Below are 22660 nucleotides of genomic sequence, written 5' to 3'. Positions count from 1 at the left end.
ATCTAAAAACTTTAATGAAATACTGCCACTTTATAACATAATTCACTCTATGTCCCGTGCGGGAACTCCTACTGATAATGCTGCTATGGAAGCGATTAATGGTTGGATTAAGGCAGAGATATTTAGTGATCTACATATAACAAGCAATGCCACCATTGAAAAAGACATTGCCAGATACATAGTGTTCTTCAATGAAGAACGCCCTGCCTACTCTCTGAGTTATCTGACTCCAAAACAGTATCGAGAGTATTACAGTGGAGAAACTATGTGTAAAAACACGTAAACCTGTCTACTTTTGCTTGACTAGTGCAAAATAGCAAAAAGGCGTGTTCAGTAAGCCTGAAATGGACACGCGGAAATACTGAAAGAACAAATCCGCGTGTTTCAGCTCAGTTTAAGTAGAACTGCGGCTTCGCCACAGTCTCAGTTTCAAGCCTGCTTGACTAACATGTATCTGCCAAAAGTTATGAAGTCAAGGGAGCGAAGCTCCAAAGGCTTGCCCTTGACTGAAATAACTTGGCAGATATGATGTGTCTAGCAGGTTGAAACAAAAGATGTTCATTTATAAAGTAATGAATTAGAATATCTTTTATAATTGGTTCAATATATTACAGATCTACAGGAGCAACACATGAACAAAAGCCAAGCGCGTAAAATCCTAGGGCTGGATGGCAGCGAGGATAAGCGTGAAATAAAAAAGAAATATAGAAAGCTGATGCATGAGCATCATCCGGATAATAGCGATTCTGATGATAGTAAGCTGGCGGCGAAGATTAATACAGCCTATGAGCTGATTATGAAGGACTATGACGACAGCGCAACCAATTCTGGAGACCAAAGCAACAAATCGAATCGCAGCGCCACAAAAAAAACATCGCGCCCTAAGCACAGGCCTTGGTCTGCGAGGGAAAACAAGAATGCATTTTGTGCAAGGCCAATCCTGCATGAGGTGGAGGATTTTGAAGGGAACAACTTAGGCACTATCGAAATCGCTAGAGGCAAGTACATATGGACAAAGGACGAAGAGTTTTCCATGTTTTTGAAAAGCCTTTATGAAACAAGCAAGGAGCTACTTGATAATGCCAGACCATCCTTGTTCTTTGAATTGCCAGAGATAATTAAGCAAAAATACCTTGCTGATATTACTTACCTGCTGACTGGTCAATTCATTGATAGCACGCTTACTTTAAATGAACTGGCACTTGTGGAAGCAGATTCTTATAAAGTGAATGCAATGGTAGAGCTTGAACCCGGTGCAACTCCACCAAAGCCTGGCAGTATGCTTTATCCTGCGGGCGTTTCTAATCACAGGCTGTTTCTTAGAAATAAGGTGGGAGAGATTATAGGCTACCTAAGCTTCAAGGATGACAGACTTTATTATGTAGTCATCCCGCTTTTTGAGCAGAAGAAAGCACAGGTGAAAATGGTAGTGGTAGATGATATTCAGAAAACACGTAGAGGCAATAAGTACGTTGATTTAGATTTGTGGATCAGGATTCTACCAACTGAAACATCGGCTGTAGAAAGTACAAACAATCAAATACAAGCATTATTAGATAAGTACGCGCATGAAGGATTTTAAGTATCGTAAATGCGATAACAGAAATTTCAAAATATCAGAAAGTATGAAATAACAGTGAACTTTTACTTATACCACTAGTATGTAAATTTTGTTGTGCTATTATGTTAGGAACAGATGTGCACAATGCTAATTAAATGAGGAGAAACAAAATGAAAAATAAGGTATTTTCAATACTAATTTGCTCTATGTTGTTACTTTCGGCTTGTGGAGCGAACAATGCTGATAACAGTGTTAGTAATGAGACTGCAGGGGAGGCGGAATCATCAGAGTCACAAACAACAGAGAATAATGCCACAGCAGCTGAGACAGGAGAGGTTCTTTCAAATTCACTGTTTTCAATCACTATGCCTGCTGACCTTGAAGGCGTATATGAGGCAGAGGTTGAGGATCAGCAGATTACTCTTTATCACAAAGAATCTAAAGATGCTGGTTACAATGGTATGGCATATACGATATGGGCAAGAGAGATGCCACCAGAGTTCTACGGCGGCCCTTATGTTAAAAAGGGTGAACTTACTGATGCAGATGGAAAGCAATACGAGGTTGTATTAGGATATGCAACTGAAGTTCAATGGGATTTTGAAACATACACAGAGATGCCAGAGGACTTCGAAAAGCTTTACAATACAGCAGAGGATGTTGTTGCTAACATGACCGGTGTTAATGGTGCAACATTTGAATATTTGGCCGGCACCCAGGGTGAGGACCTTTACGGAGATGTAGTTGCAAAATATCAGACTGCACTTGATGAAGGATGGGATGCATCTAAGCTTGAAGAGAATGGCATGAGCCCAGAATTCTATAGCATTTCACAGACAGATGGCGCTTCAGGTATAGGTATTGCTTACTACGATACTGATAAAGATGGCGTCGACGAATTGTTCGTAGGCACACTTGTTGATGACGAGCTGAGAGGTTCTATCTACGATATCTACACAATGGTAGATGGCGAACCAGCACTCGTGGCTTCTGGAACAGCTCGCAATCGATTCTATGTTTACAGCGAAGGTATGATTGTAAATGAGTACTCAAGCGGCGCACTTGAAAATGGCAAGCTTGTATATTGTATGGAGCCAAACTCTTCTGAACTGATGTATCAGTGGGGAACAAAAATCGATGCTTATACAAATGAGGATCAGCCATGGTTCATAAGCTACATGGAAGATGAATGGGAAAATGTTACCGAGGATGAATTCACTTCTAGAGAAGCTGCTTCAGAGGATTACACAGACCTTGAGTTTAAAGCTTTATCAGATTTCTAAATGATAAAAATTAAGGGTACGTACTTATTGGTACGTACCCTTTTTGTTTTAGTTAAGAATCTTAATTCCGCCGAGAATAGGAACTGGTTTCTGCTCGTCATTGCAAGCACCAACTAATGCCATAATCCAAAGAACAACCATAATAATCCACCAAACCCATCCAAGTACTGGAATAGCACATGCGAAGAAGAAGAGGTTGATTACAAGAGCCTGATTGATGTGGAACTTAGCTCCCTCACGATCACCTACAAGAACTGCGATTAAGAATCCAATCCATGTAAGGTATGCAACAATACCTGTTGTGTGTGCGCTCATGCTTGCTGATGAGCTAGTTGTGATAGGTGTTGCATTAAGCAAATCAGCCTTTTTTTGTTCAAATTCTTCCTCTGTGATAACTCCCTGGTCAAGCAAATCCTTATACTTTTGGATTTCCTCTGCTGCTGAAAAATTACTCATATCTTTCCTCCCTAATTTAAAATATCTGTCAATTATTGTATCACTCTTTAAATGCTGAGTCAGTAATAATTTAATATTTTTACCAATTACGAAAAATATCATGTCTTCAGTTACTTAAACGTTTACGAAAATCCCTCCTTTTATTAGAATATAACTAGTTTAATAACATATAAGGAGAAGGATATTATGAAAACATTTGAAGGTTATATCCATGGAATCAACCTGGGAGGCTGGCTTTCTCAGTGCGTCCATACAAAGGAGCACTATGATTCATTTATTCATGAATCAGATATTGAAACAATCAAGAAATGGGGGATGGATCATTTCAGAGTTCCTGTGGATTACGAGCTTGTAGAACGCGGCGCTGGGGACTATAAAGAAGATGGCTTCCAGTATCTTCAAAATGCAATTGACTGGGCTGGAAAAAATGGCTTGAACATGGTTCTTGATTTGCACAAAACAGCAGGCTTTAGTTTTGATGAGGGAGAGGCAGAGACTGGCTTCTTTGAAAATGAAGAATATCAGGAGCGTTTCTATCTTCTTTGGGGAGAGTTCGCAAAGAGATTTGGAAAGTATTCTGATCGTCTTAGCTTTGAGCTTTTAAATGAGGTTACTAAGAAGGAATACTGCGATACATGGAATAGAATTTCCAGCACATGTGTGGAGCGTATCAGAAAGTATGCTCCAGACATCAAAATCCTTATCGGAGGATATTACAACAACGCAATTGAATCACTAAAGGACATTGCGCCACCTTACGATGAAAATATCGTTTACAATTTCCATTGCTATGAGCCACTGATTTTCACACATCAGGGTGCATATTGGATTCCAACAATGGACAATAATTTCAGAATGCCATTTGATGTTACATACAAGGAGTACAAGCAGAATACTCGAAATAATCTTGAAGGCTTCACTATTAACTTTGATTCTTACAACGAGAATGATAAAATTGGAATAGAGTTCTTTAGAGACTTGGTAAAGGAAGCCGTTCGTGTGGCAGATGAAAGAAACGTTGCTCTTTATTGTGGAGAGTTTGGCGTTATCAATCTTGCATCTCCAGAGGATAGCAAGAAATGGTACGAAATGATTTGCAAGTGCTTTGATGAGTATGGCATTGGCCGTGCAGCATGGAGCTTCAGACAGATGGATTTCGGTATCGAAGATGAACACATGGCTTCCGTAAGAGACGATATTTTGAAAATGATTTAATAGGAGGCTTAATGAAGACAGCACTTATTACAGGAGCAACATCAGGCATCGGCCTTGAGTTTGCCAAGAGACTTGCAGACAGAGGATACAGACTGATTGTCACAGGACGAAGAGTAGACAGACTTAATGAACTTGCAGAGCAGGTAAATGTTCCTGTGGAAATTATTTCAGGTGACCTTAGCAAGAAAAAGGAATGTTTTGCCCTTCTTGATAAGCTGAAGGAGGAGCGCATCGATGTATTTATCAATAATGCAGGATTTGGTGTTGCTGGTTCATTCCTTGAAACAGATATTGATAGAGAAGTTTCTATGATAAAGGTAAATGATGTTGCAATGCACATCCTCTTTAAAGGAATTCTTCAAAAGATGGATGCAGATGGTGCTGGTCAGATTTTAAACGTAGCTTCATCAGCAGGTCTTCTTCCGGGTGGCCCATACATGGCTGGCTACTACGCAAGCAAGGCATATGTCACAAGCCTTACTCGCGCTGTTGCAGTAGAGCTCAAGGAAAAAGGCTCAAAGGTAAAGGTTTCAGCTCTTTGCCCAGGGCCTGTAGATACAGAGTTCAATGACAGAGCAGATGTAGTTTTTGCATTGAAGGGAATAAGCCCTGAAAAATGCGTAGCAGAAGCGCTGAAGGGAATGGATAGAGGCAAAACTATTATCGTGCCAGGCTTTGGTATGAGACTTGCCATGGCTTTCCAGCATTTGCTACCAATTCCAATTCTTGTTAAGCTTACAGGCCATCAGCAGAAAAAGAAACTTGGCTAAAGGGTTGCATTTTTTCAAGTATGGGTTTATCATACAGAGGCTTTAATAATTAAATAGGACAGTTCGTTTGTACCATCCTGTCCCTAAACAAAACCAGGACTAATTTTTTCTTTATGAAATCAATTAGGCTGTAGGTGCGCATCTACAGCCTTTTCTTTTTGAGAAAATCAGGTCCTGTTTCCGGAGGAAATCAATGTATTATTTAACTGCAGAAGCATCATTTGACGGCGCTCATTTTTTAAGTGGCTACGAAGGCAAGTGTTCTAATCTTCATGGTCATCGCTGGAGAGTGATTCTTAAAATAAAGGCTAACGAGCTTCAGGCTGAAGGTCAGCAGCGTGGCATGGTTGTAGATTTTGGTGATGTAAAAAATGCTCTCAAGAAAGAGACAGATTTCTTTGATCACACATTTATATATGAAGAAGGATCACTAAAGGAGACAACTGTTGCAGCTCTCAAGGACGAAGACTTCCTTATGAGAGTGGTTCCTTTCAGACCTACAGCAGAAAACTTTTCAAAGTATTTTTATGAGAAGTTTGAGAAATACGGATTTGAGGTTGCTGAAGTGACTGTATATGAAACTCCAAACAACTGCGCAAGCTATAGCAAGTAGGAGGAGTTATGTCGGTATTCAATGTAGTAGAAAAATTCGTAAGTATAAATGGCGAAGGCCAGCATGCAGGTGAGCTTGCAGTGTTCATCAGGCTTCGTGGCTGCAATCTTAGCTGTAGCTATTGTGACACCAGATGGGCTTGTACAGCAGATGCTCCTGCAGAGGAAATGACAGAAACACAGATTGTGGACTACGTCATCTCTACTGGAGTGAAGCGTGTTACTCTCACAGGCGGTGAGCCACTTCTTTCGCCACATGTTATTGATTTGCTGAAGGCATTTGCTGCAAACCCTGATATTTTTGTTGAGATAGAAACAAATGGAAGTGTTGATATACACCCATTTGCTTGTATAGATAATCCGCCAGCATTTACTCTTGATTACAAGCTGGCAGGTTCGGGAATGGAAGATAAAATGCTTCTTTCAAACTTTGATGTTCTTACTGCAAAGGACACAGTCAAGTTTGTTTGCTCTGATGTAAGTGAGCTTGATAAGGTTTGCAAGATTGTTGATGATTATCGTATTTCCGATAAATGTACTTGCTTGATTAGTCCTGTGTTTGGACGAATTGAGCCAGCAGATATGGTTGATTACTTAATTGACCACAAAAGAAATGATATAAGATTGCAGTTACAGCTTCACAAATTTATTTGGGATCCAAATAAAAGAGGCGTTTAATATAGGAAGGAAAGTCATGGCTATAAATAAAGAGCTTATTAAAGAAAGCATTAGAAATATTATTATTGCCCTTGGTGATGACCCTGAAAGAGCAGGTCTTAAGGAGACTCCTGATAGAGTTGCTCGCATGTACGAAGAAGTTTTTGAGGGCATGAATTACACAAATGAACAGATTGCAGAGATGTTCAACAAGACCTTTGATGAGGATTACTACGATGAAACAAATCAGGATCTTGTTTTTGTAAAGGACATCGAAGTTTTCTCATATTGCGAGCATCATCTTGCGCTTATGTATGATATGAAGGTCAGCGTTGCCTACATTCCAAATGGCAAGGTCATCGGCCTTTCAAAAATCGCACGTATTGCAGATATGGCAGCGAAGCGTCTTCAGCTTCAGGAACGTATCGGCAACGATATTGCAGAAATCATCCAGATGGTTACAGGTTCTGAGGATGTGGCTGTATTTATCGAAGCAAGCCACAGCTGCATGACAGCACGTGGAATCAAAAATGCCAGTGCAAAGACTCATACACAGACATTAAGAGGTCGTTTCAAGACTGATAGAGACTTACTTCAGAGATTATTATAAGGAGAATTGATATGAAAGCTTTAGTACTTGTTAGCGGAGGCTTGGACAGCACAACTTGTCTTGCCTTGGCAGTAAAAGAATATGGACATGAAAACGTGGTGGGACTTTCTATTTTCTATGGTCAGCGTCACGATAAAGAAATTAAGGCTGCAGATGCAGTTTGTGAATACTACAAAGTGGAGCATATCACACTTGATTTATCTACAATGTTCCAGTTTAGTGATTGCACATTGCTTCAGCATTCTGATGGTGAGATTCCTGAGGAGTCATATGACAAACAGCTTGAAAAGACGAATGGTAAGCCAGTAAGCACTTATGTGCCTTTTAGAAATGGATTATTCCTTTCTAGCGCAGCAGCAATTGCACTTTCTAAGGGATGCTCAAAAATCTATTATGGTGCTCATGCTGATGATGCTGCTGGTAACGCATATCCGGATTGCTCTAGCGATTTCAACAATGCAATGAACACAGCCATCTACGAAGGAAGTGGAAAGCAGCTTACAATCGAGGCTCCATTTATCAATAAGAATAAAGCCGGTGTTGTAAAGCTTGGCATGGAGCTTGGAGTTCCTTATGAGCTTACATGGTCATGCTACGAAGGTCACGATAAGGCATGCGGCAAGTGCGGTACCTGTATCGACAGAATTGCAGCATTTGAATTAAACGGAATCAAAGATCCAATCGAGTATGAGAATTAATTAGGAGGTCTACTATGACAGATAGCAGAAAAGAAGAAGGAACACTTACACTTTTAGGAAATAAAAATAACGTTTATCCAGATAACTACGCACCAGAGATGCTTCAGACATTCCTTAATAAGCATCCTGAGAATGACTATTTTGTAAAGTTCAACTGCCCAGAGTTTACATCACTTTGTCCAATCACTGGCCAGCCAGATTTTGCAAACATCATCATTTCTTATGTACCAGGTGAAAAGATGGTAGAGAGTAAGTCATTAAAGCTTTACTTATTCAGCTTCAGAAACCACGGTGATTTTCATGAGGATTGCGTAAACATCATCATGAAGGATTTGATCAAGCTTATGGATCCTAAGTACATCGAAGTTTGGGGCAAGTTCACTCCAAGAGGAGGAATCTCTATCGACCCATATTGCAACTACGGTAAGCCAGGAACTAAGTGGGAAAAGGTTGCAGAGGACAGACTTTTCAATCACGATATGTATCCAGAAAAAGTAGATAACAGATAATAAATATGATAAATTTAAAGGCAGACAGATAGTCTGTCTTTATTTTATTTCTGGGAGATTTTTATGAGAATACTAATTACAAATGATGACGGTATAAATTCAGATGGAATTATTCGTTTAGCCAGAGCAGCTAAGGAGTTTGGTGAGGTTTGGGTAGTTGCACCTGAAAGCCAGAGAAGTGCAGCAAGCCACAGTATTTCCCTTCATAATTCCATTGATGTTTACCCATGTGAGGAATTTCCTGTAGAGGGTGTTTTTGCATATTCTTGCAGTGGCACACCTGGAGATTGTGTTCGAGTTGGCGGCTTAAGCGTTATGCCAGAACGTCCGGATGTAGTACTTTCAGGAATTAATTATGGATACAATTGCGCTTCGGATATTCAGTATTCAGCTACCTGCGGAGCAGCCTTTGAGGGAGCGTTCCAAGGGTATCATGCAATAGCCCTTTCGGAAGGGGCTTGTGATTGCCATCAGGTAACTGACAAATATATAAAGCAGGTTTTAAAGAAGCTTTTGGCGGAACCACTTGCACCTGGTATGATTCATAATGTCAACTTCCCAGGATGCGAATTATCGGATTGTGGGGGTATTTTATACGACAGAAAAGTTTCCCGAGGAATGTTTTATAAAGATAGCTATGATGTGGTGGAAAACCTTGATGATGGCGGCGTCAGATACATGGTAAATGGCTGCTATACACCGGTTGCAGAGGAGGGCACAGACTTTGATGCAATCCTTAATAACTATGTGTCTGTCGGGGTTGTAAATAATGTAGGTTATTGATATAATTACGATAGTTTTTCTATGATTTTTAGGAGGCAGATATGGCAGAGAACAAGAATTTTGTTATAAATATTAATGGCGATGGCGGTGTAAACATCTCTGAAGAGGTTGTTGGAATTATCGCTGGCCTTGGTGCAGTTGAGGTTGATGGTGTTGAGTCACTTGCAGGCAACCTTACATCTGAAACTATTTCAAAGGCTGGTCAGGGAAAGCTTGCAAAGGCTATCAGAGTAGTAGATAGCGAGCCAGGCAAGATCTCAGTACACATGGCTATCAATATGAAGTATGGCTACGAAATCCCAAAGGTTTCAGGCATGGTTCAGGAAAAGGTTAAATCAGCAGTTGAGACAATGACAGGTCTTGAGGTTACAGCTGTTGATATCCGTATCGCAACTGTTAGCGTAGCAGGAAACAATTAATCAGGATTTATTTATTTTTTATGCATATTAATGTATAATTATGGGGTGCTATTTTAAGTAGCACCCTATATTAGTCTAAACTATTAGATTTTCAGGAGTTTTTATTTATGAATAGACATGAAATTAGAAAAGAAGTATTTAAGGCTGTATTTATGAACGAGTTTCATGATGCAGAGGATATGGATAGCGTAATCAGCACATTCCTTGGCGGCCGTGATAATGCAGAAGCAGAGGATCTTGCTAAAAACAACAAGACAGCTGAGGATGAAGAGTATATCAAGACAAAGTCTGAGGATATCATTGCTAAGCTTCCAGAAATCGACGAGCTTATTAACAAGTCTGTTGATGGTTGGAAGACTACACGTATGGCAAAGGTTGATTTAACACTTATCAGACTTGCTTTATACGAAATCAAATTCGAGAATCTTCCTGTTGGTGTTGCTATCAATGAGGCAGTTTCACTTGCTGATGAATTCGGTACAGATTCTTCTGCTGGATTCGTTAATGGAGCACTTGCTAAATTAGTATAATGAATAAAAATGTATATAGTGTATCTCAGATAAATACATATATTGAGCGTATGTTTTCTGATGATTTTATGCTTGGAAACCTTTCCTTATCAGGGGAGGTTTCTAATTGCAAGTACAATCATACAGGACACATATATTTTACTTTGAAGGATGATAAATCATCTATTTCTTGTGTAATGTTTGCTGGCAAGCGAGCAAAAGGGCTAAAGTTCAACATGAAGGACGGAGACCAGATTGTGGTTACCGGATATGTTGGAATCTATGCGGCTGCCGGCAGATATCAAGTGTATGCAAACGAGATAGAGCTGGCTGGTGTGGGCGATTTATATCAGCGTTTCGAAGCATTAAAGCAGGAGCTTGAAGAAAGCGGTATGTTTGATGCCATGTACAAAAAGCCACTTCCAAGCCACGCTATGAGAATCGGTATCATCACAGCTCCTACAGGAGCGGCTGTTCACGATATCATCCGAGTATCTAAGACACGAAATCCTTTTGTAGAATTGATTCTTTATCCAGCTCAGGTTCAGGGTGAGGGGGCAGTGCCTTCCATCATTTCCGGAATCAATTGCCTGGATGAGTTGAATCTGGATGTTATCATCCTAGGTCGTGGTGGTGGTTCAATCGAAGACCTTTGGGCTTTCAATGAGGAGCCGGTAGCACGAGCTATTTTCAAAGCCAGCACACCAATCATATCTGCCGTTGGCCACGAAACAGATTTCACAATTGCGGATTTTGTTGCAGATAAAAGAGCAGCTACACCTTCTCAAGCAGCAGAGCTGGCTAATTTTGTTTACGAAGATTTTGCCAGAACGGTAGAGCGATATTCCGATAGGCTCAACAGCACATTGGATTACAAGCTTTCATCAATCACTTCTCAGCTTGAGAACTACAAACTACGATTACAATCTCTCAGACCAGAGAACAAAATAAAAGCAAATCAGGACAAGCTGAATCATCTCTACGAAAGGCTCAACAGCCTTATGAACGCCAAAATAGAGCGCTACGAAAGTCGTTTGATTGCGGCTTCCGGTCGTTTGGATGGTCTTTCACCAGCCAAACGATTGGCTTCCGGTTTCGGTTATGTTACTGGTCCTGATGGAAAAAAGGTTGATAGCGTATCAAATCTTTCCGTTGGCGATAGTCTTAGTATCAGAGTAAAGGATGGTATGCTGGAGAGCCAAATCACCAGCATTTCAAAGGATAAATAGGAGCACGTATGGCAGAAAAAGAAACAAAAGAGACAACAATCGAAGAAAGCTTTCAGGCTCTCGATGAGATAATCACAAAGATGGAATCATCAGATGTCACTTTGGATGAATCCTTTGCTTTGTATAAAAGCGGAATGGAAGAGCTTCAAAAAGCTAATTCAAAAATAGAACAGACTAAAAAGGCTGTCATGGCAATCAGTAAAGATGGCGGCTTTGAGGTGTTTGAAGGGGTTGAGTAAAATGGACATTAAAAACGAACTTAGCGTAAGAGCAGAGTCTGCACAGGATGTTGTTTGCAGATTTTTGCCGGATGTAGAGGGATTACAGGGCATCATATTTGATGCAATGGAATACGGGGTTACAGCAGGCGGTAAACGCCTTCGTCCAATCCTTATGAATGAGACGTTTCAGCTTTTCGGTGGCACTGGCGATGTGATCGAGCCATTTATGGCTGCCATCGAAATGATTCACACATATTCGTTGATTCACGACGATTTACCAGCAATGGACAATGACGCACTTCGCCGTGGCAAGCCTACTGTGCATGTAGCATACGGTGAGGCAATGGGCGTACTTGCAGGAGATGCTCTTTTAAACTATGCTTTCGAGACTGCATTAAATGCATACGATGCAGATGTAGATGTGGTTCGCGTCACAGAGGCAATGCGAATTCTGGCCAGAAAAGCCGGTGTATTCGGCATGATTGGTGGCCAGGTTGTAGATGTGGAGGCTGAAAAGAAGCAGCTAGACATGACAGAGGACAGGCTTCATTTCATCTACGAGCTAAAGACTGGTGCGTTGATTGAGGCATCTATGATGATTGGTGCAGTTTTAGCTGGCGCCAGTGAAGAACAGGTTTCTCTCGTTGAGAGCGTGGCAGGCAAAATCGGCATGGCCTTCCAGATTCAGGATGATATCCTTGATATCGAAGGAGATGAAGCAAAGCTTGGCAAGCCAATTGGCTCAGACGAGAAAAACGAAAAATGTACCTACGTTACATTTGCAGGTATAGAAAAATCCAAGGAAGAGGTAAAGCGTCTTACAGACGAGGCAGTTGAAGAACTTAATAGCTTAGATAATCACAACGAGTTTTTAAATGAGCTACTTAAATACCTTGTCTACAGAGACAATTAAAATCGATTATGGTTCTTGAAAAAATAAAGCAACCTAATGATATAAAGAATTTAACAGAGGAAGAAGTTTTAGCTCTTCCTGCAGAAATACGAAGCTTTCTTATTGAGCATCTATCAAAGACTGGTGGTCATTTGGCTTCCAATCTTGGAACTGTTGAGCTTACAATTGCTCTTCACATGCTTCTTGATTTCCCAAAGGATAAGCTTGTTTGGGATGTAGGTCATCAGGCATACACTCACAAGATTCTTACTGGTAGAGCAAATGAATTCGACCATCTTCGTCAGTACGATGGAATCAGTGGCTTCCCTAAAAGAGTGGAGAGTCCTTGCGACAGTTTTGATACAGGTCACAGCTCTACATCTTTGTCTGCAGCTTTAGGCTATTGCATGGCAAGGGATTTAGCAGGTGATGACTATAAGGTTTGCGCAGTTATTGGTGATGGAGCACTTACTGGCGGACTTGCTTACGAGGCTTTGAATAATGCTTCTCGTTTAAAGAAGTCTAATTTCCTTATCGTACTTAATGATAACGAAATGTCCATCTCTAAAAACGTAGGTGGTATGTCTACCAATCTTGAGCGTCTTCGTACCAGCTCAAAATACGTTGGCTTGAAAAACAACGTGTTATCATCTTTGGAAAGCTGGCCAAATGGTGAGCGCATTATTAGAAAGATTCGTAGCACAAAAAATGGTATTAAGTCTCTTATGGTTCCTAATATGGTTTTTGAGGATTTAGGAATTATGTATCTTGGCCCGGTTGATGGCCACGATATCAAAGCCATGATGGAGACATTCAATATGGCCATGGGTATCAATGGACCTGTGCTTGTTCACGTCATTACTAAAAAGGGTAATGGTTACGAGCCAGCAGAGCGTCATCCATCCAGATTCCACGGTACAGATATATTTGAAATCGAGACAGGACTTCCAATGCGCAATCCAAATCCTGGATACACAGATGTTTTCTCAACTGTAATGCGTAAGATGGGAGATCGTAACCCAGAGGTTGTTGCTATTACTGCAGCTATGGCAGAGGGCGCTGGCTTAAAGCGTTTCAGAAATATGTTCCCAGACAGATTCTTTGATGTTGGAATCGCCGAGGAGCACGCAGTTACCTTTGCTGCCGGATTGGCACTGGGCGGTCGTATTCCTGTTTTTGCCGTATATTCATCATTCTTACAGCGTGCATACGACCAAATCCTTGAGGATGTTTGCTTACAAAATCTTCATGTGATTTTTGCAATTGATAGAGCAGGTCTTGTTGGCGCAGATGGAAGCACACATCAGGGTATATTCGATGTTTCATTCCTTACATCTATGCCAAACATGACAGTAATGGCTCCAAAGAATAAATGGGAGCTTTCAGATATGATGAAATTTGCAGTGGCTTATGATGGCCCAATCGCTATCAGATACCCTAGAGGCGAGGCATACTGCGGATTAAAGGAGCATAGAGCTGAAATCGTCCTTGGCAAATCCGAGGAGATAAAGGCTGGTTCAAAGGTAATGCTATTTGCTCTTGGTTCCATGGTAAAGAAGGCTGAGGAAGTGGAAGAGCTTCTTAAGGCTCAGGGAATCGATGCAGGTATCTGCAACGCTAGATTTGCAAAGCCACTTGATCAGGCGTATCTGGATAAAATCAAAAATGAATACGATTTAATCGTTACATTAGAGGAAAATGTTATTACCGGAGGTTTTGGCCAGCAGGTTCAGGCTTATCTTGATGACAATGGCTATAATGGTCAGGTCCTTAAAATAGCAGTTCCAGATGAGTTTGTTAGACATGGAAGTGTTACACTTCTGTTTAAAGAGCTTGGCATGGATGCAGAGTCCATTACACAGCGTATATTAGAAAAATTAGGAAAGTAATATGAAAGAAAGACTTGATATAGTATTAGTAGATAGAGGGTTTGCTCCTTCTCGTGAAAAAGCCAAGACCATGATTATGGAAGGCAATGTTTTCGTTAAAGGAAACAGAGAGGATAAAGCAGGCACTAAAATAGATGTAGATGCAGATATCGAAATCCACGGACAGCAGCTGAAATACGTTAGCCGTGGTGGTCTTAAGCTTGAAAAGGCTATGACTCACTTTGATATTTCCTTAGATGGAAAGGTATGCATGGATATCGGCGCATCTACTGGTGGTTTTACTGATTGTATGCTTCAGAATGGAGCTACAAAGGTATTCTCTGTAGACGTTGGATATGGACAGTTTGCTTGGAAGCTTCGTCAAGATCCTAGGGTAGTCTGCATGGAAAAGACAAACATCAGATATGTCACTGTAGAAGATATCGGCGAGCAGCTTGATTTTGCTTCAGTTGATGTATCATTTATCAGTCTTACAAAGGTACTTGGTCCAGCAAAGGCACTTCTTAAGGATGATGCTGAAATGGTTTGCCTTATCAAGCCACAGTTTGAAGCTGGACGTGAAAAGGTTGGAAAGAAGGGCGTTGTCCGTGATCCAGCAGTTCATGAAGAAGTTATTAATACAATTATTGATTTTGTAAAAGAAATTGGATTTTATGTACTTCATCTGGAATATTCCCCAATCAAGGGACCAGAAGGAAACATAGAATACCTCATTCATATATCAACACAGGAAAAACAGGGGGATGCTATTGATGTTGCTGCAACGGTAGCAGCTGCACATGGTAGCTTAGACAAATAATGAAGAATTTCTTAATTGTTGCAAGATCTTTTAGTGATTTACATGAAAAATATATCAACCTTATTCGAGATTATATTTCGGCACATGGCGGAATGTGCATTCTCGATTTAGATACTTGCCCGGATAGCTCCGAAACACAGGTAACAGTTGATGACAATATTGAGTGCATCATTACTGTTGGTGGTGATGGAACTGTTGTTAGGGTTGCTCAGAATGTTACAAATCGCAAGGTGCCTATCGTTGGTCTTAATTGCGGTCACCTGGGCTATCTTTGCGATATGACAGTTGATAATGTTGAGCACTGCTTAGATCAATTACTTAGCGACAATTATAAGATAGATGAGAGAATGATGCTTGAGGGCGATTGTTCGAGTGATGCTGACAATCGTTTTAGAGCTCTTAATGATATTGTAGTTGCATCTGATGCTGCTGGGCTTTTTGTTTTAAACCTGACAGTCAAGGTCAACGGAATTCAGCTGTATTCCCACAATTGTGATGGACTGATTGTTTCCACACCTACAGGTTCAACTGCTTACAATCTTTCTGCTAACGGACCAATTGTGAGCCCTCATGCAGATTGCATTGTTTTGACACCTATCAACCCTCATACACTTAATTCCCGTAGCATTATTTTGGCCTCAAATGATGAGGTTGAAGTTAGTATAGAGGCTCGTCACGAAGAGGACGAGCCAAAAGCAAACATTATTTACGATGGAACACTTAGACAAATCCTCAAAAAGGGTGAAGTTTTAAAAATCCATCGTTCAAAGATTACATCCAACATGGTTATGTTAGAAAACGTCAATTTCTTGGAACGTATTCGAGCTAGGATGCAGGAGATTTAAATGAAGATTGAAAGACAGGCAAAGATACTAGAGTTAATAGTAAAAAATGAAATAGGAACTCAGGAGGAGCTTACAGCTCGCCTTGAGGAAGCTGGATTTAACGCCACACAGGCTACAGTTTCCAGAGATATACGCGAAATGAAGCTGACAAAGGTTGCTGATGCAGCTGGCAAGCTTCGTTACGTAGCATACAAAACTACCGAGGACGATATGAATGAGAAGTACATTCGTATTTTCTTGGATGGTTTTGTTTCAATGGACAACGCCCAGAATATTTTAGTTGTCAAGACTGTTTCAGGTATGGCTATGGCTGTTGCGGCTGCCTTAGACCATATGGATTTTGCAGAAATAGTTGGCTCAATTGCTGGTGATGATACTATTATGTGCGCTGTCAGAAGCATTGATGATACTGTCGTTTTAATGGGGAAACTAAAACGAATCATCGAGAAATAAAAGGTTGGTGCAAGGATCCTTTTACACAGAAACGCGGGCATAGAAAAGGAGAATTAAATGCTAGCTAGTTTGCACGTTAAAAACTTAGCCCTTATTGATGAAGAGGAGATTATTTTTTCTAAGGGGCTTAATATCTTATCGGGAGAAACCGGAGCAGGTAAATCTATCATTTTGGGAGCACTTCATTTAAGTCTTGGAGACAAGGCATCAAAGGATTTCCTTCGTGATGCTGATTCTGAGGCATTTGTGGAAGCTGTGTACCTTATCAATGATGAAAGCACAAAGGAAGCTCTGAGAGAAATGGGCGTGGAGCCATACGATGATGAGGTGATTATGTCTAGAAGAATCACTGAATCTCGCGCCGTTGGAAAGATTAATGGTGAACAGGTTCCAGCTGCAAAGATGAAAGAAGTTGGGGCGTTGTTACTTGATATCTACGGACAGAAGGAACATCAGTCACTTCTTAACACAAAGCGCCATATGGAGCTTTTGGATGAGTTTGCTAAAAATGAAATTGGCGATTTAAAAGATAAAATCGCTGAATCTTACAAGAATTATAAAGCACTTACTGCGGAGCTTGAGGAAGCAAAGCAAAGTGATGTTTCAAAGGAAAGAGAAATTGTTCTTTTGGAACATGAGATAAATGAAATCGAATCTGCAAATTTAAAAATTGGTGAGGATGAAGAGCTTGAGGATGAGTATAAGCGTCTTTCAAACTTTAGCCGCACTATGGAATATTTTGGTAGAGCCCATGAAGCAATGGCAGGAGATGGCGGTGTGTCAGATGCCATTAGTTCTGCAATATCGGATATACGATATATAGAAGGAATTGATGATAGAGCATCAGAATTTCTTTCAATGCTCAATGATGCAGATAGCATTATTTCGGATTTCAACAGAGAGCTTTCAAGCTACATGTCTGATGCATCCTTTGATGCTGGCAGATTCAACGAGGTGGAGCTTCGTCTCAATGAAATCAACAGACTCAAGGACAAATACGGTACCACAATCGAGGCTGTATTAGAGGAGCTTGCTGCTCGTCAGGAAAAGAAGGCAAAGTTTGAATCCTTTGATGAATACCTGGAAGAATTGAAGCACAAGGTTGATGTTGCTACAAAGGAGCTTGATGAGCTTTGTCAGAAGCTTTCCGATATCCGTAGAAAGTGCGCAGCAGATCTTTCTAAAAAGATGCAGGAAGCCATGAGCGATTTGAACTTCCTCAATTCCGAATTCGAAATGCATCTTACAAAGCTTGATCACTACACAGCAGATGGTTTTGATAGTGGTGAGTTTATGATTTGTACAAACCCAGGTGAGCCACTTCGTCCACTTAAGGATATTGCTTCAGGCGGTGAAATGAGCCGTATCATGCTTGCAATCAAGACTGTTCTTGCGTCAGGTGGCGGAATTGATACTCTTATTTTCGATGAGATTGATGCTGGTATTTCTGGTAGAACAGCCCAGGCTGTTTCTGAGAAGCTTTCTACTGTAGCAGACAATCACCAGGTAATTTGTATCACTCATTTGCCACAGATTGCGGCAATGGCAGATACGCATTTCCTCATTGAAAAGAACGTCGAGCAGGGCCATACCATTTCAGGTATTAAAAAGCTCTATGACAACGACACTATCGAAGAGCTTGCTAGAATGCTTGGTGGTAGCGCTATTACAGAGGCTGTGCTTACAAACGCCAGGGAAATGAAAGAGTTGGCAAACAGCTATAAAAATAAAGCTTGATTTTAAAAATGAATCTTGATATATTAGTATCCGCATGGAAACATGCGGATCATTTTTTCTTTATATAAATCCCAATACTTTTTATATCATTTAATTATGATTGCTGAAAAAATTAATATTGATCGAATTGATTTTGCCCTTATGTTTAAGGACATTGAGGAGGCTAAAACTCGTATTATATATAAGCTCATGAACAAGGAGAAGAATCAGGAGCTTTTAGAAACTGTACCGCATGTGGAATATTTGGACTTGGCTATTGTGTTTTATTATTTATTTCCAAGTGACAATGAGGAGCAGTTTAAGGGGTTCATGCTAAATAATGAGCATATGCTTATGCTTGGTCTTAGTGTTACTGATTTGATGAATGCAGCCAGTGTAAATACTCAGCGTATTTTAGGACTTAAATATCAGGGGATTTTCTCTACAATTGCAGAGATTACGGGAGCAGAAGATATGTATGATGCTGCCGCAATAGAAGATGGATTTATTCCACTCCAGGTGTTATCTAATCGTTTGGGGACATATGGTGCATCTGCAATTTTATATAAGGATGTGATTAAGGATATTGCTGAAAAGATGAATTCAAATATATTCATCATACCTTGTTCAGTCCATGAGGTTTTGATTTATAGAGAAATGAAAAACTGCCAGATAGGAATCGATGACCTAAAGGAAATGATTTCGATGGTTAATCAAAATGAAGTTCCTGAAGGAGATATTCTATCTGACAGTTTGTATTATTATTCTTTAGAGAACAACGCTATTTGCATAATCTAATATGCCTTAAGCTTTTTCCAAAGAGTAGTAGTGTAGTCTAATGTTTCGTCATCGTAGGCGTTGTATAAATCACAGCGAGCGAGAGTTTCCTTAGTAGGGAATACTGTTTCATCTGCAAGTGTTTCAGCGTCTTCGTTGGCGGCTACTGTGAGATTAGGGGTAGCATACCAAACATATTCAAAGTTTTCAGTGGCTGCTTCTTCCTCACACATGAAATCAATCCATTTCATTGCTGCATCGTAGTGCTTGCAGGTACGTGGAACGAACCATGAATCAATCCAAAGGTTGCCACCTTCTTTTGGAACTGTGTAAGCAAGCTTGTCATTGTATTCCATACCCATAGCAGCTTCACCGGAGTAGCATACAGCCATTGCAGCATCTTCTGAAACCATACATTCGTATGTCTCATCCATTAGATAAGCGTAAACATACTGCTTTTCGTTGCAAAGCATATCGAATGCTTCATCAAGCTCAGCCTTGCTAGTGGTGTTGATATTGTACTGAAGAAGCTTAAGTGGAACCATAAATGCATCACGCTGTGAGTTAATCATAACGATTTGATTTTTGTATTCTGGGTCCCAAAGACAATTCCAACTGCTAACTGTTTCTTCATCAACCTTTTCAGTGTTGTAAAGAATACCTACCGTACCGTAGAAGTAAGGGACAGTGTATTTGTGAGTTGGGTCGAAGGCTTCTGACGCTTCGATGATAGTTGGGTCAATGTTTTCGTAGTATTGAAGAGAGTTGTAATCGATAGGGATAAGCTCGCCTTCTTCACGAAGTGTCTCAATCATGTAGTCTGAAGTACAGATTACATCGTAATTGATTGAGCCGGCCTTGTATTTAGCGTACATATCCTCAACTGATTCGTACTCTTCGTATTTAACAGTGATTCCTGTTTCCTTCTGGAAACGCTTCAAAACATCTGCCTCAATGTATTTACCGTAATTTAAAACAACTAATGTGTCATCGCTGGCTGCATCATTGCCACAAGCTGTAAATGAAAAGCAACTTGTAAAAGTGAGACACAGGAGGCTACAGATAATAATAAGCTTTTTCTTCATCGTTTAGCTGATACCTCCTTTTTAGAACCTTTAAAGTTTGTTGCTATAAGCATAATGAATGCCAAAAGGAAGAGGAGAGTTGAAAGGGCGTAAAGCTCTGGCTGAATACCTTTTCTAAGCTCTGTGTAAAGCATAGTTGAAAGGGTGTTGACTCCGGCTCCCTTTGTGAAGTATGTGATTGTGAAATCATCAAGTGACATTGTAAATGCCATCAAAAATCCTGAAAGCACTCCAGGAAAGATTTCTGGCCAAATTACTTTACAAAATGCATACCAAGGTGTGGCTCCTAAGTCCATAGCTGCTTCGTAGCAGGCATCAGACATAGATTGAAGCTTTGGCAAAACGTTGAAAATAACGTATGGAACTGAAAATGCTATATGAGCAAGTACAACTGAAAACTCTCCAAGTGATGAGAATCGTGTAAACAGAAGCATAAGTGAAATACCTGTAACGATATCTGCATTTAAAAGAGGTATGTTTGTAGCTCCTAGCATAATAGCTGCATGACGCTTTTTCATTCGGTTGATACCGATGGCTGCTGATGTACCAAGGACAGTAGCAAGGATGCTGGAAGAAAGTGTGATTCTAAGTGTAGTAAACAAAGCATCCATGATAGTGTCGTTGGAAGGAAGATTAAGGTACCATTGAATGGTAAATCCTCCCCATACTGTTCGCGACATAGAATTATTAAATGATAAAACTATGAGAACAAGTATTGGTGCATATAAGAATAAAAATATTAATGCTAAGTATAGAGTAGAGGCGCCTTTTTTGATTTTTTTCATAGAAGCATACCTCCATTCTCGGAATCATCAAGCTTGTTCATGATGCTCATTGATGCAAGAACGAAAAGCATAAGGATGATTGATAATCCTGATCCTAAGTTCCAGTTTCTAGCTAGAGTAAATTCCTGCTCAATAACATTTCCGATTAATAATACCTTTCCTCCACCAAGTAAGTTGGAAACAACGAAAGATGAGAGGGCTGGTACGAATACCATAATAATTCCTGATATAATTCCGTCTCGTGAGAGAGGGACTGTGATTTTGATAAATGTGTTTAACCAGTTTGAACCAAGGTCGGCAGCTGCTTCGATTACATCGTCACTTATTTTTGAAAGTGAGTTGTAAATTGGCAAAATCATGTATGGCAAGAAATCATATACCATACCAAGGATAACTGCGGCCTTTGTATAAAGGATGTGGACTGTTGGAAGCCCAAGTGCTGTAAGTATGCTGTTTAGAATTCCGTTGTTTGAAAGGATGTTTTGCCATGCAAGAATACGAAGCATGAAATTCATCCACATTGGAAGTATAAACAAAAATACGATAAATCCTTTATTTGTGATTTTCAGGTTGTGAAGTATCAAAGCTACTGGATATGCCATAATTAGACAAATCACGGTAGTGATAAACGCAACCTGAATAGACAGACCAAGTGACTTTAAGTGGACTGGATCTGCTATAGCTGTAAGGTTATGAATAGTTAAGCCTCCATCGCCATTTGTGATGGCATAGCCAAGGATGTAAAACAAAGGAAGGATGGTGCAAATCAACACCCATATTGCATAAGGCATGGCGAGAAAGCTAGTGCGTAGCTTATTAATCATCCTCCTTAAGTACCTCCTCATCCTCAGACTCAGGCTTGTTCATGATTTGAATGTTGAATGGAATAACATTTAATGAAACATGCTGGCCAACTTCAAAGTATTTTGTAGTGTGAACTAACCATTCGTACTGGCCACACTGTACATCTAATTCGTAGTGAACGCCCTTGAAGAGACAATCTGTGATGACGCCATCCATGAATCCTTCGCCTGGCTTGCCAAGCTCAACATCCTCTGGACGGATTACAACATCGACAGGCTTCATTGTTCCGAATCCCTTATCAACGCAAGGAACCTGAACTCCAAGGAATGAAACAAGCTCATCCTTGATCATGATTCCTTCTATAATATTACTTTCTCCGATGAAGTCGGCAACGAATGCGTTTTCTGGCTCGTTGTAGATATCTTCTGGAGTACCAATCTGCTGGATGTAGCCCTGGTTCATAACAACAATTGTGTCTGACATTGTAAGGGCTTCTTCCTGGTCGTGTGTTACATATATGAATGTGATACCAAGCTCCTGCTTAATCTTCATAAGCTCGTACTGCATGCTTTGACGGAGTTTTAAATCGAGAGCACCAAGTGGCTCATCTAATAGAAGAACCTTTGGTTCGTTAACGATAGCTCGTGCAATGGCAATACGTTGTTGCTGACCACCAGAAAGAGAATCAATTGAACGATTTTCAAATCCATCAAGGTTAACAAGCTTTAATGCATACTTGATTTTGTCGTCGATATATTCTTTTGATTTCTTTTGGATTTTCAATCCGAAGGCAATGTTTTCCTCAATAGTCATATGAGGGAAGAGTGCGTACTTCTGGAAAACCGTGTTGATTGGACGAAGGTTTGCTGGAAGTGCAGTGATATCATTACCATTTAAATAGATTTTGCCTGAATCAGGCTTTTCAAAACCACCTAAAAGACGAAGAGTGGTTGTTTTACCGCAGCCAGATGGACCTAAAAGAGTCACGAAAGAGTTCTCTTTTACAGAGAGTTCAAGCTCATCAAGAACCAGCTGCTTACCGTAGCTTTTTGATACGTGATCGAATTGAATAAATTCCAATTA

27 protein-coding genes are annotated in these 22660 nt (G+C 40.3%); 22 read left to right on the top strand and 5 right to left on the bottom strand.

The window, feature by feature from the left end:
* From T375_RS03540 to T375_RS03530, 3 genes are all read left to right on the top strand, one after another.
* Nucleotides 1–283 (top strand): integrase core domain-containing protein (locus T375_RS03540; RefSeq protein ID WP_044933647.1); only part of this gene is annotated, 283 nt, incomplete at its 5' end.
* A gap of 348 nt (nt 284–631) precedes the next feature.
* Nucleotides 632–1582 carry a DnaJ domain-containing protein gene (locus T375_RS03535; protein WP_044934856.1) on the top strand — a complete coding sequence of 317 codons (951 nt, stop codon included), beginning with the start codon at nt 632–634 and terminating at the stop codon, nt 1580–1582.
* Between the two features lie 149 nt (nt 1583–1731).
* Nucleotides 1732–2844 carry a hypothetical protein gene (locus T375_RS03530; RefSeq protein ID WP_044934853.1) on the top strand — a complete coding sequence of 371 codons (1113 nt, stop codon included), beginning with the start codon at nt 1732–1734 and terminating at the stop codon, nt 2842–2844.
* Between the two features lie 48 nt (nt 2845–2892).
* Here the strand turns inward: T375_RS03530 and T375_RS13520 are convergent, their stop codons facing one another.
* Nucleotides 2893–3300, bottom strand: coding sequence for an SHOCT domain-containing protein (locus tag T375_RS13520; RefSeq protein ID WP_242839255.1), 408 nt, complete (start codon nt 3298–3300; stop codon nt 2893–2895).
* Between the two features lie 186 nt (nt 3301–3486).
* Here T375_RS13520 and T375_RS03520 point away from each other — a divergent pair, with 186 nt between their 5' ends.
* The 19 genes from T375_RS03520 (at nt 3487) to T375_RS03430 (ending at nt 18924) form a co-directional block, all read left to right on the top strand.
* Complete coding sequence (locus T375_RS03520) at nt 3487–4515, top strand: glycoside hydrolase family 5 protein (RefSeq protein ID WP_044934849.1); 1029 nt, start codon at nt 3487–3489, stop codon at nt 4513–4515.
* A gap of 11 nt (nt 4516–4526) precedes the next feature.
* Complete coding sequence (locus T375_RS03515; RefSeq protein WP_044934846.1) at nt 4527–5285, top strand: SDR family NAD(P)-dependent oxidoreductase; 759 nt, start codon at nt 4527–4529, stop codon at nt 5283–5285.
* 193 nt (nt 5286–5478) lie between these two features.
* Nucleotides 5479–5898 carry a 6-pyruvoyl trahydropterin synthase family protein gene (locus tag T375_RS03510; protein WP_044934844.1) on the top strand — a complete coding sequence of 140 codons (420 nt, stop codon included), beginning with the start codon at nt 5479–5481 and terminating at the stop codon, nt 5896–5898.
* Nucleotides 5899–5906: 8 nt separating this feature from the next.
* Nucleotides 5907–6575 carry a putative 7-carboxy-7-deazaguanine synthase QueE gene (queE, locus tag T375_RS03505; RefSeq protein ID WP_044934843.1) on the top strand — a complete coding sequence of 223 codons (669 nt, stop codon included), beginning with the start codon at nt 5907–5909 and terminating at the stop codon, nt 6573–6575.
* 16 nt (nt 6576–6591) lie between these two features.
* Complete coding sequence (gene folE, locus T375_RS03500; protein WP_044934840.1) at nt 6592–7164, top strand: GTP cyclohydrolase I FolE; 573 nt, start codon at nt 6592–6594, stop codon at nt 7162–7164.
* Between the two features lie 11 nt (nt 7165–7175).
* Entirely contained in the window at nt 7176–7862 is a 687-nt protein-coding gene (gene queC, locus T375_RS03495) for a 7-cyano-7-deazaguanine synthase QueC (RefSeq protein WP_044934837.1), read from the top strand.
* A 14-nt stretch (nt 7863–7876) separates the two neighbouring features.
* A complete protein-coding gene (queF, locus tag T375_RS03490) occupies nt 7877–8371 on the top strand; it encodes a preQ(1) synthase (RefSeq protein WP_044934834.1) in 495 nt (164 codons plus the stop codon).
* 63 nt (nt 8372–8434) lie between these two features.
* Nucleotides 8435–9154, top strand: a complete 720-nt coding sequence (surE, locus tag T375_RS03485; protein ID WP_044934831.1) for a 5'/3'-nucleotidase SurE — start codon at nt 8435–8437, stop codon at nt 9152–9154.
* A 41-nt stretch (nt 9155–9195) separates the two neighbouring features.
* A complete protein-coding gene (locus T375_RS03480; protein WP_044934828.1) occupies nt 9196–9573 on the top strand; it encodes an Asp23/Gls24 family envelope stress response protein in 378 nt (125 codons plus the stop codon).
* Nucleotides 9574–9680: 107 nt separating this feature from the next.
* Nucleotides 9681–10103 carry a transcription antitermination factor NusB gene (nusB, locus tag T375_RS03475; RefSeq protein ID WP_044934825.1) on the top strand — a complete coding sequence of 141 codons (423 nt, stop codon included), beginning with the start codon at nt 9681–9683 and terminating at the stop codon, nt 10101–10103.
* The gene (gene xseA, locus T375_RS03470) at nt 10103–11311 is read left to right on the top strand and encodes an exodeoxyribonuclease VII large subunit (protein ID WP_044934822.1); all 1209 of its coding nucleotides are present in this window, start codon (nt 10103–10105) and stop codon (nt 11309–11311) included. Before nusB ends, xseA begins: the two co-directional genes overlap by 1 nt.
* 8 nt (nt 11312–11319) lie before the next feature.
* Nucleotides 11320–11550: an exodeoxyribonuclease VII small subunit gene (gene xseB, locus T375_RS03465; protein ID WP_044934819.1), complete on the top strand. Its 231-nt coding sequence runs from the start codon at nt 11320–11322 to the stop codon at nt 11548–11550.
* Between the two features lies 1 nt (nt 11551).
* Nucleotides 11552–12445 (top strand): polyprenyl synthetase family protein, encoded by an 894-nt coding sequence (locus tag T375_RS03460; RefSeq protein ID WP_044934816.1) that lies wholly within the window; start codon nt 11552–11554, stop codon nt 12443–12445.
* An 8-nt stretch (nt 12446–12453) separates the two neighbouring features.
* Nucleotides 12454–14313, top strand: a complete 1860-nt coding sequence (gene dxs / locus T375_RS03455; RefSeq protein ID WP_044934812.1) for a 1-deoxy-D-xylulose-5-phosphate synthase — start codon at nt 12454–12456, stop codon at nt 14311–14313.
* A gap of 1 nt (nt 14314) precedes the next feature.
* A complete protein-coding gene (locus T375_RS03450) occupies nt 14315–15112 on the top strand; it encodes a TlyA family RNA methyltransferase (RefSeq protein ID WP_033154266.1) in 798 nt (265 codons plus the stop codon).
* Entirely contained in the window at nt 15112–15957 is an 846-nt protein-coding gene (locus tag T375_RS03445; RefSeq protein WP_044934807.1) for an NAD(+)/NADH kinase, read from the top strand. Before T375_RS03450 ends, T375_RS03445 begins: the two co-directional genes overlap by 1 nt.
* A complete protein-coding gene (gene argR / locus T375_RS03440) occupies nt 15958–16410 on the top strand; it encodes an arginine repressor (RefSeq protein WP_044934804.1) in 453 nt (150 codons plus the stop codon).
* 57 nt (nt 16411–16467) lie between these two features.
* Nucleotides 16468–18147 carry a DNA repair protein RecN gene (gene recN, locus T375_RS03435; RefSeq protein ID WP_044934801.1) on the top strand — a complete coding sequence of 560 codons (1680 nt, stop codon included), beginning with the start codon at nt 16468–16470 and terminating at the stop codon, nt 18145–18147.
* 141 nt (nt 18148–18288) lie between these two features.
* Nucleotides 18289–18924, top strand: coding sequence for a DUF5688 family protein (locus tag T375_RS03430; RefSeq protein WP_155952411.1), 636 nt, complete (start codon nt 18289–18291; stop codon nt 18922–18924).
* Here T375_RS03430 and T375_RS03425 read toward each other — a convergent pair.
* From T375_RS03425 to T375_RS03410, 4 genes are read right to left on the bottom strand one after another with little or no spacing between them, the layout of a single operon-like run.
* Nucleotides 18921–19988, bottom strand: a complete 1068-nt coding sequence (locus tag T375_RS03425) for an ABC transporter substrate-binding protein (RefSeq protein ID WP_044934796.1) — start codon at nt 19986–19988, stop codon at nt 18921–18923. The two genes, T375_RS03430 and T375_RS03425, sit on opposite strands and share 4 nt — an antisense overlap.
* Entirely contained in the window at nt 19985–20773 is a 789-nt protein-coding gene (locus T375_RS03420) for an ABC transporter permease (RefSeq protein WP_044934793.1), read from the bottom strand. Before T375_RS03420 ends, T375_RS03425 begins: the two co-directional genes overlap by 4 nt.
* On the bottom strand, nt 20770–21597 hold the full coding sequence (locus T375_RS03415; protein ID WP_044934788.1) for an ABC transporter permease: 828 nt from the start codon (nt 21595–21597) through the stop codon (nt 20770–20772). Before T375_RS03415 ends, T375_RS03420 begins: the two co-directional genes overlap by 4 nt.
* Nucleotides 21590–22657 (bottom strand): ABC transporter ATP-binding protein, encoded by a 1068-nt coding sequence (locus T375_RS03410; RefSeq protein ID WP_044934785.1) that lies wholly within the window; start codon nt 22655–22657, stop codon nt 21590–21592. The genes T375_RS03415 and T375_RS03410 overlap by 8 nt, the downstream gene beginning before the upstream one ends.
* Nucleotides 22658–22660: the final 3 nt, after the last annotated feature.

Origin of the sequence: Pseudobutyrivibrio sp. LB2011 (assembly GCF_000701765.1) — a bacterium.
GTDB classification, from domain to species: Bacteria; Bacillota; Clostridia; order Lachnospirales; family Lachnospiraceae; genus Pseudobutyrivibrio; species Pseudobutyrivibrio ruminis.
Note: the sequence above shows the minus strand (reverse complement) of the source record. Positions and strands in the feature narration are given on the sequence as shown.

Excerpts from the sequence above, each read along its gene's own strand:
- T375_RS03535 (WP_044934856.1), top strand. The coding sequence starts at position 632 with ATGAACAAAAGCCAAGCGCGTAAAATCCTAGGGCTGGATGGCAGCGAG.
- T375_RS03530 (WP_044934853.1), top strand. The coding sequence starts at position 1,732 with ATGAAAAATAAGGTATTTTCAATACTAATTTGCTCTATGTTGTTACTT.
- T375_RS13520 (WP_242839255.1), bottom strand. The coding sequence starts at position 3,300 with ATGAGTAATTTTTCAGCAGCAGAGGAAATCCAAAAGTATAAGGATTTG.
- T375_RS03520 (WP_044934849.1), top strand. The coding sequence starts at position 3,487 with ATGAAAACATTTGAAGGTTATATCCATGGAATCAACCTGGGAGGCTGG.
- T375_RS03515 (WP_044934846.1), top strand. The coding sequence starts at position 4,527 with ATGAAGACAGCACTTATTACAGGAGCAACATCAGGCATCGGCCTTGAG.
- T375_RS03510 (WP_044934844.1), top strand. The coding sequence starts at position 5,479 with ATGTATTATTTAACTGCAGAAGCATCATTTGACGGCGCTCATTTTTTA.
- queE (WP_044934843.1), top strand. The coding sequence starts at position 5,907 with ATGTCGGTATTCAATGTAGTAGAAAAATTCGTAAGTATAAATGGCGAA.
- folE (WP_044934840.1), top strand. The coding sequence starts at position 6,592 with ATGGCTATAAATAAAGAGCTTATTAAAGAAAGCATTAGAAATATTATT.
- queC (WP_044934837.1), top strand. The coding sequence starts at position 7,176 with ATGAAAGCTTTAGTACTTGTTAGCGGAGGCTTGGACAGCACAACTTGT.
- queF (WP_044934834.1), top strand. The coding sequence starts at position 7,877 with ATGACAGATAGCAGAAAAGAAGAAGGAACACTTACACTTTTAGGAAAT.
- surE (WP_044934831.1), top strand. The coding sequence starts at position 8,435 with ATGAGAATACTAATTACAAATGATGACGGTATAAATTCAGATGGAATT.
- T375_RS03480 (WP_044934828.1), top strand. The coding sequence starts at position 9,196 with ATGGCAGAGAACAAGAATTTTGTTATAAATATTAATGGCGATGGCGGT.
- nusB (WP_044934825.1), top strand. The coding sequence starts at position 9,681 with ATGAATAGACATGAAATTAGAAAAGAAGTATTTAAGGCTGTATTTATG.
- xseA (WP_044934822.1), top strand. The coding sequence starts at position 10,103 with ATGAATAAAAATGTATATAGTGTATCTCAGATAAATACATATATTGAG.
- xseB (WP_044934819.1), top strand. The coding sequence starts at position 11,320 with ATGGCAGAAAAAGAAACAAAAGAGACAACAATCGAAGAAAGCTTTCAG.
- T375_RS03460 (WP_044934816.1), top strand. The coding sequence starts at position 11,552 with ATGGACATTAAAAACGAACTTAGCGTAAGAGCAGAGTCTGCACAGGAT.
- dxs (WP_044934812.1), top strand. The coding sequence starts at position 12,454 with ATGGTTCTTGAAAAAATAAAGCAACCTAATGATATAAAGAATTTAACA.
- T375_RS03450 (WP_033154266.1), top strand. The coding sequence starts at position 14,315 with ATGAAAGAAAGACTTGATATAGTATTAGTAGATAGAGGGTTTGCTCCT.
- T375_RS03445 (WP_044934807.1), top strand. The coding sequence starts at position 15,112 with ATGAAGAATTTCTTAATTGTTGCAAGATCTTTTAGTGATTTACATGAA.
- argR (WP_044934804.1), top strand. The coding sequence starts at position 15,958 with ATGAAGATTGAAAGACAGGCAAAGATACTAGAGTTAATAGTAAAAAAT.
- recN (WP_044934801.1), top strand. The coding sequence starts at position 16,468 with ATGCTAGCTAGTTTGCACGTTAAAAACTTAGCCCTTATTGATGAAGAG.
- T375_RS03430 (WP_155952411.1), top strand. The coding sequence starts at position 18,289 with ATGTTTAAGGACATTGAGGAGGCTAAAACTCGTATTATATATAAGCTC.
- T375_RS03425 (WP_044934796.1), bottom strand. The coding sequence starts at position 19,988 with ATGAAGAAAAAGCTTATTATTATCTGTAGCCTCCTGTGTCTCACTTTT.
- T375_RS03420 (WP_044934793.1), bottom strand. The coding sequence starts at position 20,773 with ATGAAAAAAATCAAAAAAGGCGCCTCTACTCTATACTTAGCATTAATA.
- T375_RS03415 (WP_044934788.1), bottom strand. The coding sequence starts at position 21,597 with ATGATTAATAAGCTACGCACTAGCTTTCTCGCCATGCCTTATGCAATA.